The following is a 12236-nucleotide window of genomic DNA, read 5'->3' as shown; positions in this document are numbered from 1 at the left end:
AACACCGAGGTCCGCGCCACGAGCGCCGAGCCGGTGCCGAACAGCACGTCGCGCGGCGCGTCGTGGGAGCCGTCGTCCGGCTCGCCCGCGTGCCGCTTGTAGCCCATGCCGAACCAGGTGAGGCCGCCGTCGACGAAGTCGATCGCGCGGCCGTCCCAGTCCAGCACCTTGCTCGCGACCGCGCCGACGGTCGGCTCCGCCCGCAGCACGCGCACGGCCTCGCGCAGCCACCGCGGGTGCGGGCGGGCGTCGTTGTTGAGGAACGCGACCACCGACCCGCGCGCGCTGCGCACGCCCAGGTTGCAGCCGCCCGCGAACCCCAGGTTGGTCGGCGCCTCGACCACCTCCGCGTTCGGCGCGGCGGCCCTGATGCGGTCTGCGCTGCCGTCCCCCGAGGCGTTGTCGACCACGATGACCTGGAGTTTTTCCGCCGGGTAGTCGAGGTCGCCGAACAACGCGCGCAGGCAGGTGGTGGTGTCGTCGGCGCCGCGGTAGTTGACCACGACCACCGAGACGTCAGGCAGGGTCCCTTGCTCCACGGGCTAACTCTGCCTCATCACGCTCCGCAGCGTGCGGTCACCGTGCCCTACGCCCCGGCGTCGGGGTCCCGGTCGGGCTTCGACTCCTCGTCCTCCGGCGGCGGACCGGCGGGCAGGCTCTCCCGGTGCCACTCCACGGTGATCTTGACGTGCGCCTCGGCGGAGGACTTGGCGATGGCCAGCGCCGCGCTGGAGCTGACCTTGAGGCCGATCTCCACGGCCACCTTGTCCGGTCGCGGCGACGGCATGCTGCCGATCTTCGCGGCCACCGACCGGGCCACCTTCTTGGCCCGCTCGATGCCGTTCTCCAACGTCTCCTCGGCGCGTTCCACCGGGTTCCAGCGGCCCGCGCGCACCGGGCCGTCGTACTCCTCGTCCAGCTCGAACGGCACCAGCTCGCCGTCCTCCGTGCGCACCTCGACGTACTCGGCCACCGTGCTCCTCTCCTCGACGCCACTCGCCTCGGACCGGCGCCCGCCCGACCACCCGGCGCCGCCCTACCGGCCCGCCCACTCCCGCCACACCACGCGCCGGTCCACTGTCGCACGTCGGCCGATCCGCCACCGCTGGATCGCCGTGATCGGCAGCCTCAGCAGCACCTCCAGCAGCACCCGCAGGCGCAGCGGCACGTGGAAGTTGGCCGCGTCGGGCCGGGTGCGCCGGACCGGCAGCAGGGCCGTGATCGCCGCGAACCCGGCCAGCTCGCGCAGGGCGGTGCGCGCTGGCGCGCACCGCAGGAGCGTCAGCAGCCGGTTGCGCTCGTTCCAGCGGTGGAACGGCCGCGAGCCGGGTTCGGTGCTCGCGCCGTGCCGGTGGTGGACGCGGGCCTCGCCGACCGACAGCACCCGGTGGCCCGCCAGCCGCAACCGCCACGCCGTGTCGGTGTCCTCGTAGTAGCAGAAGAACGCCGCCGGCACGCCACCCGCACGGACCAGCGCCTCCCGCCGCAGCAGGGCCGCGCCGCCGCAGAAGCCGAACACCTCGCGCCCGGCCGTCACCAGGTCCGCCCCGTGCCCGTCCGCGGTGAGCCGGACCCCGACCGACTGCGTCGAGCCGTCGGCCAGCAGCAGGGTCGCGGACGCGGCGGCCGCGTCGGGCGTGGCGTCGAGGGCGTCCTCCAGGGCCGCCAGCCAGCCGTCCTCCGGCGTCGCGTCGTCGTTGAGCCAGGCCACGTACTCCGTGGTGATCCCCGGCAACGCCGCCGCCAGACCGCCCGCGTAACCGCGGTTGACGGGCAGGCGCAGCACCTCCGGGCGGCTCGGGTGCGCCGCGACCAGCCCGGCCGTGCCGTCGTCGGAGGCGTTGTCCAGCACGAGCGTCCGATGTGGACGCTGCCGGGCGAGGGCGTCGAGGCAGGCCGTGACGTGCTCCCGGCCGCGCCACGTCACCACGACCACCGTCGTGCGGGGGTTCGACACGGCGTGAGACGGTACGCCACGTGCCCGACCTCGGGGGGGTCGACCTGCCGGCTAGCTGACGTTGATCCCGCCGGTCGCCCGCCGCAGCTCCGGGATCCGCTCACCGAGGAGCCGGTGGAGCTTCTCCGCCGCGTCCCGTGTCAGCGCGAGCGTGGCGACCCTGTCGAAGCTGACTTCGTAGTCGCCATCGGCAGTGACCGACTCGATGAAATCCGCCTCGCCGGACACCCTGTAGTAGACCGAGTGCTCGACCGGGTCGGACTTGCCGGGCTGCATCGCCATGTGTGGACAACTCTCCTCTGCGTTGTTGTTCCGCTGCTCCACCCGGAGCAGGGCTATCTAGATAGGTGATCAGCGCTGAAGTTGCACACATGACCCAAGGCTGTCTAGATAGGTTCTACGATGGGGTGATGGTGCAGATGAGGCCGTGGGTCGAGATCGCCGAGGAACTCCGGAGGGAGATCGACCGGGGCGTCTACGGCCCCGGTGAGCGACTGCCCTCCGGTAGCGAGCTGATGAGCCGCTTCGGCGTCGCACGGCAGACCGTGCAGAACGCGATCGACCAACTCCGCGCCGAAGGATTGGTGCTGAGCGTGGCGGGCAGGGGTTGGTTCGTCTCGGAGCGGAAGCCGATCGTTCGGCTCGCTCGCAACCGCCTGAGCAAGGCAGAACGGACCGCGGGCCGCGGAACGTTCATGTCGGACGCCGCGGCGGGGAAGTGGAAGCCCGCGGTCACGGTGAAGATCCGGCGCGGGCAGGCGCCCGAAGACGTCTGCTCCTACCTCGGGCTGGACCCGGGAGGGGAGCGCGAGGTGGTCGTGCGGGACCGGGTCATGTGCGCCGACGGCGAGGTGGTGCAGCTCGCCGTGTCCTACCTCCCTGTCGACGTCGCCGCCGGCACCCGGCTCGAAGAGGCCGACACCGGACCGGGCGGGGCTTACGCGCGACTGGAGGAGATGGGCTTCGAGCTGACGCACTTTACCGAGGTGGTGTCGGCACGCTCACCGCGACCGCGAGAGGCGGAGCTGTTGCAGATCCCGTTCGGCTTCCCCGTGATCCAGGTGATCCGGGTGGCGTTCGCGGGCGACCGCGCGGTGGAGGTCAACCACATCACCATGAGCAGCGAGCGCTACCAGCTGGTGTACCAGATCGACGCCGACTGACGCGGGTTGTCGAGGCGAGCCTCGCGTGGGTCGGCACGTCAGGCGCACCGGGTGGAACCGGCGTGAGACGGTACGCGACGTGCCCGACCTCGTTGTGCTGACCGAGCAGTTGCTGGCGCCGGTGCCGGGTGGCACCGGCCGGTACACCCGTGAGCTGGCCGCCGCGCTCGCCGCCACCGCGCCCGACGGGTGGACCGTGACCGGGGCCGTGAGCAGGCACGCGGACGTGTCGGCGGCCGTGGTGCCCGGTGTGCGGGGGCCGCGGGTGCTGCCGTTGCCCCGGCGCGCGTTGATCGCCGCCTGGGAACGGGGTGTGCCGTACCGGCCGGGAGGCGACTCGGTGCACGCGTTCACGCCCTTCGCGCCGCCGCGCGGCCGGGTGGTGGTGACCGTGCACGACACCGTGCCGTGGACCCACCCGGAGACCTTGACGCCCCGGGGCGTGGCGTGGCACCGGCGCGCGATCGGCCGCGCGGTGGCGCGGGCCGGCGCGATCGTCGTGCCCACGGCCGCGGTCGCCGAGGAGCTGCGCCGGCACGCGCCCGGACCCGCGCCGGTCCACGTGGTGGGCAACGGCGTCACCGCGTTCCCGGCGGAGGAGCCGGTGGACGTGCCGCCCCGGTACGTGCTCGCGATCGGCACCGTGGAGCCCCGCAAGGGGTTCGACCTGCTGGCGTCCGCGACCGCCGAGCTGGACGTGCCGCTGGTCGTGGTCGGCCCGCCCGGCTGGGGCGGGGTGGACCTGCGCGCCCCGCACGTCCACCTCCTGGGCAGGCTGAGCGACGCGCAATTGGCGTTCGTCCTGCGGCGGGCCGCGGTGCTGGCCGCGCCGAGCCTGGCCGAGGGCTTCGGGCTGCCGGTGGTGGAGGCGATGGCGGCCGGGGTGCCGGTGGTGCACTCCGACGCGCCCGCGCTGGTCGAGGTGGCGGGCGGGGCGGGGGTGACCGCGGCGCGGGGCGATCGTGCGGCGCTCGTCACAGCCCTGCGGTCGGTGCTGGCCGACGCGGACCTCCGCGACCGGCTGATCACCGCCGGTCGCCGTCGAGCCGAGGCTTTCACCTGGGAAAACGCCGCGCGGTCGGTGTGGCGCGTCCACCTCGGTCTGTTTCGTCCTTGAACCGTTTGCGCCATTCCCGGTCAACCTGTGGGCCGTCCGCCGTACCCTTCACCGCGTGTCACCCGCCGAACCCAGCGTGCTGATCGACGCCACCGCCGTGCCGACCGACCGGGGTGGCGTCGGGCGGTACGTGGACTCCCTGGTGGCGGCGCTGGACGCGGACGGCGCACGGCTCAGCGTGGTGTGCCAACCCCGTGACGCCGCGCTCTACACGTCCCTGGCCCCCCGGTCGCGGGTCGTCCCGGCGGCCGAGGCGGTGGCGACCCGGACCGCGCGGTTGACGTGGGAGCAGACCACCCTGCCGCGGCTGGCGAACCGGCTCGGGGTGGCGGTCGTGCACTCGCCGCACTACACCGTGCCGCTGGCCAACCGCGCGGCGTCGGTGGTGACGTTGCACGACGCGACCTTCTTCACCGACGCGGTGCTGCACTCGTCGGTCAAGGCGCGCTTCTTCCGGGCCTGGACCAGGGCCTCGCTGCGGCGGGCGTCGCTGTGCATCGTGCCGTCCCGGGCGACCGCCGACGAGCTGGCCCGGGTCGCCGGCGCGGACCGGCGGCTGCTGCACATCGCCCAGCACGGCGTGGAGACGGAGCGGTTCCACCCGCCGAAGCCGGAGGAAGTCGCCGAGGTCCGGCGGATGCTCTCGCTGGGGGACACGCCGTACGTGGCGTTCCTGGGCGCGTTGGAGCCGCGCAAGAACGTCCCGGCGCTCATCCGCGGGTTCGCGCAGGCGTGCCGCGACCGGCGCGACCCGCCCGCGCTCGTGCTCGCGGGCCAACCCGGCTGGGACAGCCAGGTGGAACGGGCGCTGGACGCCGTGCCGCACCGGTTGCGCGTGATCCGGGCGGGCTACCTGCCGTTCCCGTCGCTGGCCGGGTTCCTCGGGGGCGCGGAGCTGGTGGCCTACCCGTCGCTGGGCGAGGGGTTCGGGCTGCCCGTGCTGGAGGCGATGGCGTGCGGCGCGCCCGTGCTGACGACGCGGCGGCTGAGCCTGCCCGAGGTGGGCGGCGACGCGGTGGCGTACTGCGGGGTCGGCGCGGGGGACATCGCGGCGGCCCTGTCCGAGCTGCTGGACGACCCGGCGCGGCGCGCCGAGCTGGCGTCGGCGGCGGTCGTGCGGGCCAAGGACTTCTCCTGGGCCACGTCGGCGGCCCGGCACCGGCTGGCCTACGAGCGCGCCGCGCGCTCGCACCGGCGGCGTTGACCCCGACGCACCGCGCTCGCACCGGCGGGCGTTGACGCCCACTCGCCGCGCTCCCACCGGCGCGTTAACGCCCACGCGCCGTCACCACTAGGGTGGCCGGCGTGACGCGTTACGGAGACGAGCTGGCGGTGGTGACCGTCACCTACTCGCCCGGCGAGACCCTGGACACCTTCCTGTCCACGTTGGCGGAGGCCACCACCCGACCGGTGTCGGTGGTGCTGGCGGACAACGGGTCCACCGACGGCGTGCCGGAACGCGCCGCCGCCGAGCACCCGCACGTCACGTTCCTGCCGACCGGGGGCAACCTCGGCTACGGCGCGGGCGCGAACCGCGGCGTCGCGTCGCTGCCGGAGTCGGTCGGGTGGGTCGTGGTGGCCAACCCGGACCTGTCCTGGGGCGTGGGCAGCCTGGACGTGCTGCTGGAGGCGGCGAAGCGGTGGCCGCGCGGCGGCGCGTTCGGGCCGCTGATCCGGGAGCCGTCCGGCGCGGTGTACCCGTCGGCCCGGCTGCTCCCGTCGCTGGGGCGCGGGCTGGGGCACGCGGTGTTCACCCACGTCTGGCCGTCCAACCCGTGGTCGCGGGACTACCGGCAGGCCGCCGCCGCGCCGCGCGAGCGCACCGCCGAGTGGCTGTCCGGGTCGTGCCTGCTGCTGCGCCGCGAGGCGTTCGACTCGGTCGACGGCTTCGACCCCCGGTACTTCATGTACTTCGAGGACGTCGACCTGGGCGACCGCCTCGGCCGCGCCGGCTGGCTGAACGTGTACGTGCCGGACGCGGAGGTCGTGCACATCGGCGGCCACTCCACCCAGCGCGCGTCCAAGCGCATGCTCGCCGCCCACCACTCCAGCGCCTACCGCTACCTGGCCGACCGCCACCGCGGCCCTCAGTGGGCACCGCTCCGCCTGGCCGTGCGCGCCGGGCTGTCGCTGCGCCTGCGACTGCTGACCCGCTGATCGCGGTCCACCCCCGGCCGTCGCGGTGGATGATGTCGCGGTGCGCAACAGCTCTTTCACGTACCGCGACGCGGTGGCGTTGCTCGGCGGCGACACCGGCCTGGTCAGGCTCCTGGACCGCTCATCCGCCGCTGCGGTGCTCGCCATCGGCGGCATCGACCTGCTGGACGCGCGGACGGAGGTCGTCCGGCTCGGCGCGGAACTGCTGTCCTCCGTGCGCGAGCGGGTCACCGGGCTGCACCGCGTCGACCGCACCCGATTACTCGAGGCCGCCCACAGCGTCCTGGTGATCACCGCCTTCTTCGAGGCCGTGGACGAGATCGGGCTGCCGTTCGACCTCAAGCTGGGCAAGAGCGAGCAGTTGGTCCTCGCCGGTGCGGACCGACCTCGGTCGAACCGGAAGGCGGACCTCGCCGAAGCCCTGTTCAGCACTCGGATTCCCCTCCCCAGTGCCGAACAGCCACCCGACGCGATCATCGGTGATCTCGCGGTCCTCTACGGGAGCCTGGCCGACGAGTTGATCGACTTCCTCGACGGCTTCCAGGCTTGGCACGACCTCCCCGCGAGCGAGCGCGAGGAATTCGTCACCACAGTGGAGGGCGGCATGTCGGCCCGTGCCGCAAGGCACTACCGGTCGCGGTACCGGCAGCTGGCGCTGGACTGCCCCGAGTTCGCCGTGTGGACGACCGGGATCGAGCACGCGGCCACCCGCGCCGAGGTCCGGACCGGCCTGGCCGACCTGCGCGCGTTCCTGGAACGGCTCGGCGGCGCGCAGCCGCCCGACGAGCGCCGCGAGTCCCTGGCCCGGACCAACCGCGCGGTGCTGGACCGGCCGATCGTGGCGGGCGACGTCCCGACCGACCTGGTCCTGCCGACCCTGGGCCGGGCGTACGTGCCGCCGCTCTTCAAGGTCGTGGACGCCGACCGTGGCGACGACGTCAGCCAGGACGCGTGGTGGTCGCACCGGCCGGTTCGCGTCGACCTGGACGACTACCTCGCCGGCTTCCTGACGTCCTCGGCCGCGACCACCGGGCCTCTGGTCGTGCTGGGTCAGCCCGGCGCGGGCAAGTCGCTGCTGACGAAGGTCCTGGCCGCCCGGCTGCCGGCGGCGGACTTCGTGCCGATCCGAGTGGCGCTGCGGGACGTGCCGGCCGACGCGAGCCTCCAGGAGCAGGTCGAGCACGCCATCACCGAAGCCACCGGCGAGCACCTGACCTGGCCCGACCTCGCCCGCGCGGTGCGGCCCGCGGTGCCCGTGGTGCTGCTGGACGGCTTCGACGAGCTGCTCCAGGCGACGGGCGCGAGCCGGTCGGACTACCTGGCCCGGATCGCCGAGTTCCAGGACCGCGAGGCGGTGCAGGGGCGGGCCGTGATCTTCATCGTGACCAGCCGCACGGCGGTGGCGAACCGGGCGCGGTTCGCCGGACCGACCAAGGTGCTGAAACTCGAGCCGTTCGGCGACGAGCAGGTGCGCCGCTGGCTGGACGTGTGGAACGAGGCGAATCCCCGCGCCGTCCTGGACCGGGACGTGGCGCTGCGCTTCCCGGACCTGGCCGGCCAGCCGCTGCTGCTGTTCATGCTGGCGCTGTTCAACGCGGACGGGAACGCGCTGCACGCGCACGGCGCGGACCTCGCCAAGGCCACGCTGTACGAGGAGCTGCTGGTCAGGTTCGCCCGCCGCGAGGTGGTCAAGAGCCTGCCCGGCGCGTTGGCCGCGCAGGTGGACCGGGCCGTCGAGGACGAGCTGGTCAGGTTGTCCGTGGTCGCGTTCGCGATGTTCAACCGCGGCGCGCAGTGGATCGACGAGACCGGGCTGGACGACGACCTGAACGCGCTGCTGCCCGGTTCGCACGACGGCCGCGATCGCAACCGCCTGAGTTCTGCCCAGCTGGCGGTGGGCCGCTTCTTCTACGTGCACGCTGCCCGTGCGGCGCACGACGGCCGGGTGTCGCAGACCTACGAGTTCCTGCACGCCACCTTCGGCGAGTACCTCGTGGCGCGGCTGGTGCACCGGGTGGCGCGGCAGGTATTGGCCGAGGAACGTGCCGCGATGTCGCCCTACGGCCGGCGCGCGACCGGCACCGGGTGGCTGGAGCCGGTGCTGTCGTTCGCGCCCCTGACCACCCGCACGCCCGTGGTCTCGTTCCTGCGCGAGCTGTTCGACGCCACACCCGAGACCGACCGGGCCGAGCTGTACTCGCTGTTCACCGGGCTGGTCCACACCGCCCAGCACCGGCCGCCCGGGTCCGCGCACCCGGACTACACCCCGCGCGCCCTGCCGATCGCCGCCCGGATCGCGGCTTACACGGTGAACCTGGTCCTGCTCGCCGTGGTCGTGCGCGGAGACCTGACCTCGGCGGCGCTCAGCCGGGCGGAGTGGCGTGACCTAACCCTGCTGTGGCAGTCGCAACTGAGCGAGGAGGAGTGGGACAGCGTCACCCGGGTGCTGGCGGTCGAGCAGACGGAGGAGGTGTCGGTCGTGCTGCGCGAGGGCGAGTCAACCGCTCGGGTGGACCTCGCCTGGCTGCTCGAATTCTACTCGGTCGGTTTTGACGGCAGTACGTACACCGTTCCGACGCTCGCCGACGAGGTCCGCCGGTGGGAGACCTTCCGCGCGTCGTGGCGAGGCGGTTACCTGGTCCACGTCCTCGAACCGCTCATGGAGGAGTTCGCGTTCGGCGCGCTCGTCGCCCATCGCGGGAAAGTCCTGTCCCTCGCGCACCTGCTGTTGATCGCACTGACGTCGGCCGACCCGGAGAAGCGGCGGCACGCCTACCGGACAGTCCTCGTCGGCGACCACGGCCGATACTCGACGGTGCTCCTCAAGGCGCTGGCCGCCGACAGCGCTGCCACAGTCGCGTTGCTCGAACATGCGCTTGACGTCAGTGCGCGCGCCGACTTGGTGATCAACTGCGCCCTGCGTCTGGTGCGGATGACCGGCGGCAACCACCGGAAAGCGGTGTTGGCGCTCGACGACCTGCTCATGACACCCGCGGTTCGCCGGGACCACCCGCACGTCGTGGTCGAGGCGTTGACCACCCTCATCGACCTGAGCGCGGGGAGCAACTTAACCATGACGTCGATCGTGCTGCGGTTCGTGCCGAGCGTACTGCGCGACCTCGACCTCGACGCGATCGCCCACACCGACCCGTACCTGTACCTGAGGTTGGAGCGGGCGTTGGAGTCGATCGGCGAGGACATTCACATGGCGCGGTAGTCGCGGGGGGAGAAGCGGGGGCCCCGGCGGGGTTTGGTGACGCCCGACGCGAGGACGTAGCGGACGGCGCGGTGGCGTTGTGGTGCGTACGGTGCCAGGACCTCGGCCATGCCGTCGTCGTCCAGCGGGCCTCCCGCCAGTGCCCAGCCGACGATGCCGGACAGGTGGTAGTCGCCGAAGCTGACCGCGTCGGGGTCGCCCCAGGCCCGCTGCGCGACCTCGGCCGCCGTCCAGACGCCTACGCCCGGCACCTTGCACAGCAGGTCACGGCCCTCCCGGCCGCCCAGTTCGGCCGCGCGCTCCAACCGGTGCGCGACCTGCGCCGCCGCGATGATCGCCCGTCGCCGGCCGCCGTCGACGCCGGCCCGGTGCCACTCCCAGTCCGTGATGCCCAGGACCGCGCGGGGCGTCGGGGGCACGTGCAGGCCGGGCGCGCCGGGGGCGGGCGTGCCGAACCTGCGGGTCAGCTCGCGGTAGGACCGGAACGCCTCGACGCCGGTCACCTTCTGCTCCAGGATCGCGGGCAGCAGGGCGTCCCAGACGCGGCCCGTCGCGCCGAGCCGCAGGCCCGGCCGCCGTCGCCGCACCTCCGCGACCAGCGGGTGGTGGCACTCGAACGCCGAGTCGTCGTCGGCCGCGCCGAGCAGCGCCGGCAGGCCGTCGAGCAGCCAGCCCGCGCCGTCGCCCCAGGCGGTGGCCTCCACCACGTCCGTGCGGCGGACGTGCAGCGTGCCCGGCCCGGCCGGGGTGTTGGCGGCCAGCCACACCCCGTCGTCGGCGCGGAACGTCGGGTCGCCCGGACCCCGCCGCAACGGCAGCAGCAGCGCGGCGAGGTCCAGCGGGAACGTCGGCGTCCAGGTCCTAGTCGGCATCGGTGGCCGTCACACGTCGGCGGAGAACCGCACACCGCCCTCCGGGAGGACGACGCCCGGCCACACGCGTGCGCCGTTGATCAGCTCGCAGCCCGCGCCGATGACCGCGTTGTCGCCGATCACCGCGTCGGACACCACGGCGCCGGCCTGGACCAGCGAGTTCGCGCCGAGCACGCTGCGCTCCACGCGCGCGCCCTCGCCGACGACCGCGCCGTCGAACAGCACCGAGCCGTCGACCACCGCGCCGGCGGCGACCGTGCAGCCGCGGCCGACCGTCGTGCCGCCCTTCACCACCGCGCTCTCGTCCACCGCGGCGCCGTCGAGGACGACCGCGTCACCCTGCGACGTGAGGGCGTCGGTCGGCGCGATCCCGCGCACCAGGTCCGCCGAACCCCGCACGAAGGCGGCCGGCGTGCCCAGGTCGAGCCAGTACGACGAGTCGACGTGCCCCTGGACGCGGGCGCCGGCGGCCAGCAGGCCGGGGAACGTCTCCCGCTCCACCGACACCGGCCGACCCGCCGGGATGCCGTCGATCACCTCGCGGCGGAAGACGTAGCAACCCGCGTTGATCTGGTTCGTCGGCGGGTTGTCGGTCTTCTCCAGGAACGCCGTGACGCGGCCGTCGGCGTCCGTGGGCACGCAGCCGAACCGGCGCGGGTCGTCCACCTGCACCAGGTGCAGCGTCACGTCGGCCTCGGCGCGCCGGTGCGTGTCGACGACGGCGCGCAGGTCGACGCCCGACAGGATGTCGCCGTTGAACACCACGACGTCGGGTTCGCGCAGCTTGTGGGCGACGTTGCGGATCGCGCCCGCCGTGTCCAGGGGCACGTCCTCGACCACGTACTCCAGCTCCAGGCCGAGCGCCGCGCCGTCGCCGAAGTGCTCCTGGAAGACCTCGGCCTTGTAGGACGTGCCGAGGACGACGTGGGTGATGCCGACCGCCCGGATCCGGGACAGCAGGTGGGTGAGGAACGGCACCCCGGCGGTGGGCAACATCGGCTTGGGGGCGGACAGTGTCAGCGGCCGCAGCCGGGTTCCCTTGCCCCCGACCAGAACCACTGCCTCCGCGCCGTGCAGCTCCGACATGCCGTTTTCCTCCCGCGCTTACTTCCACCCGTGGTTTGCGAATACTCTGGCACGAGCACTCCGGCGGCACGGGCGGTGGTCCGTGTCGACGAGCGCCACCGATCGGCACGCCGGCGTCCCCGCCGGCCCAAGGCACCCGCAGGAGAGATCCGGATGGACCCCCGCGCTCGGGCCGACGCGGCGCTGGCCCGTGCTCGTGCACGTGGCATCCACGTCGTGACGCCGGACAACATGACGTCACCCATGGACTCGTCGGCGACCCAGCAGATCCCTCGCGCCGTGGTCAACGCGGCCGACCCGCGCGGTGCCGACCCCGACTCGACCATGGTCCTGTCCGCGCACGTCGCCGCAGGTCAGCCCGCCCCGCCACCGCCTCCCGCGCCCGAACCCGAACCGGAGCTGCGCGTGGCCCCGGGCCCGGTCCCGACCGTCCAGCAGGTCCCGACCGCCCGCCCGACCCTGTCCCAGCGCCTCTCCGGCGGCCAACCCCAACACCGCCCCGGCCTGACCCAACGCCTGAACGGCGACTCCTGACCTCGAGAGTCCAACCTTCACGCCGCGTGAGTCCAACACTCACGGCGCGTGAGTCCTACGTTCGGGGCCCGAGAGTCCAACGTCCAGGACACCTGAACTCAACACTCGCCGCCCACCGCTCGTCGTGAGCGTT

General features: G+C 73.4%; 12 protein-coding genes. 6 read left to right on the top strand and 6 right to left on the bottom strand.

Translation table 11 applies throughout. The annotated features are described in order from the left end of the window. From ACFXGA_RS26795 to ACFXGA_RS26780, 4 genes are all read right to left on the bottom strand, one after another. Positions 1-539, bottom strand: a 539-nt coding sequence (locus ACFXGA_RS26795; protein ID WP_378092336.1) for a glycosyltransferase, incomplete at its 3' end; no start/stop codon positions are given. Between the two features lie 47 nt (positions 540-586). Then, on the bottom strand, positions 587-973 hold the full coding sequence (locus tag ACFXGA_RS26790) for a CU044_2847 family protein (RefSeq protein WP_378092333.1): 387 nt from the start codon (positions 971-973) through the stop codon (positions 587-589). A gap of 63 nt (positions 974-1036) precedes the next feature. Continuing rightward, complete coding sequence (locus ACFXGA_RS26785; protein ID WP_378092331.1) at positions 1037-1957, bottom strand: glycosyltransferase family 2 protein; 921 nt, start codon at positions 1955-1957, stop codon at positions 1037-1039. 51 nt (positions 1958-2008) lie between these two features. Continuing rightward, positions 2009-2239 carry a hypothetical protein gene (locus ACFXGA_RS26780; RefSeq protein WP_378092329.1) on the bottom strand — a complete coding sequence of 77 codons (231 nt, stop codon included), beginning with the start codon at positions 2237-2239 and terminating at the stop codon, positions 2009-2011. Between the two features lie 128 nt (positions 2240-2367). Between ACFXGA_RS26780 and ACFXGA_RS26775 the strand changes: the two genes are divergently transcribed. The 5 genes from ACFXGA_RS26775 (at position 2368) to ACFXGA_RS26755 (ending at position 9611) form a co-directional block, all read left to right on the top strand. After that, positions 2368-3120 (top strand): GntR family transcriptional regulator, encoded by a 753-nt coding sequence (locus ACFXGA_RS26775; protein WP_378092327.1) that lies wholly within the window; start codon positions 2368-2370, stop codon positions 3118-3120. Positions 3121-3199: 79 nt separating this feature from the next. Next, the gene (locus ACFXGA_RS26770; RefSeq protein ID WP_378092325.1) at positions 3200-4237 is read left to right on the top strand and encodes a glycosyltransferase family 4 protein; all 1038 of its coding nucleotides are present in this window, start codon (positions 3200-3202) and stop codon (positions 4235-4237) included. Between the two features lie 76 nt (positions 4238-4313). Next, positions 4314-5441, top strand: coding sequence for a glycosyltransferase family 4 protein (locus ACFXGA_RS26765; protein WP_378092343.1), 1128 nt, complete (start codon positions 4314-4316; stop codon positions 5439-5441). A 101-nt stretch (positions 5442-5542) separates the two neighbouring features. Then, positions 5543-6394, top strand: a complete 852-nt coding sequence (locus tag ACFXGA_RS26760; RefSeq protein WP_378092323.1) for a glycosyltransferase family 2 protein — start codon at positions 5543-5545, stop codon at positions 6392-6394. 40 nt (positions 6395-6434) lie between these two features. After that, positions 6435-9611, top strand: a complete 3177-nt coding sequence (locus ACFXGA_RS26755) for an NACHT domain-containing protein (protein WP_378092321.1) — start codon at positions 6435-6437, stop codon at positions 9609-9611. On the opposite strand, the gene ACFXGA_RS26750 is transcribed toward ACFXGA_RS26755, so the two are convergent. Both ACFXGA_RS26750 and ACFXGA_RS26745 read right to left on the bottom strand, forming a co-directional pair. Further along, positions 9596-10483: a DNA-3-methyladenine glycosylase family protein gene (locus ACFXGA_RS26750; RefSeq protein WP_378092319.1), complete on the bottom strand. Its 888-nt coding sequence runs from the start codon at positions 10481-10483 to the stop codon at positions 9596-9598. The genes ACFXGA_RS26755 and ACFXGA_RS26750 overlap by 16 nt on opposite strands. A 9-nt stretch (positions 10484-10492) precedes the next feature. After that, positions 10493-11569, bottom strand: coding sequence for a sugar phosphate nucleotidyltransferase (locus ACFXGA_RS26745; RefSeq protein ID WP_378092317.1), 1077 nt, complete (start codon positions 11567-11569; stop codon positions 10493-10495). A gap of 153 nt (positions 11570-11722) precedes the next feature. On the opposite strand from ACFXGA_RS26745, the gene ACFXGA_RS26740 reads away from it, so the two are divergent. Beyond that, entirely contained in the window at positions 11723-12103 is a 381-nt protein-coding gene (locus ACFXGA_RS26740) for a hypothetical protein (RefSeq protein WP_378092315.1), read from the top strand. Positions 12104-12236: the final 133 nt, after the last annotated feature.

It is taken from the genome of Actinosynnema sp. NPDC059335 (assembly GCF_042752395.1).
GTDB lineage: Bacteria > Actinomycetota > Actinomycetes > Mycobacteriales > Pseudonocardiaceae > Actinosynnema.
This window is presented reverse-complemented; position numbering and strand designations above follow the sequence as displayed.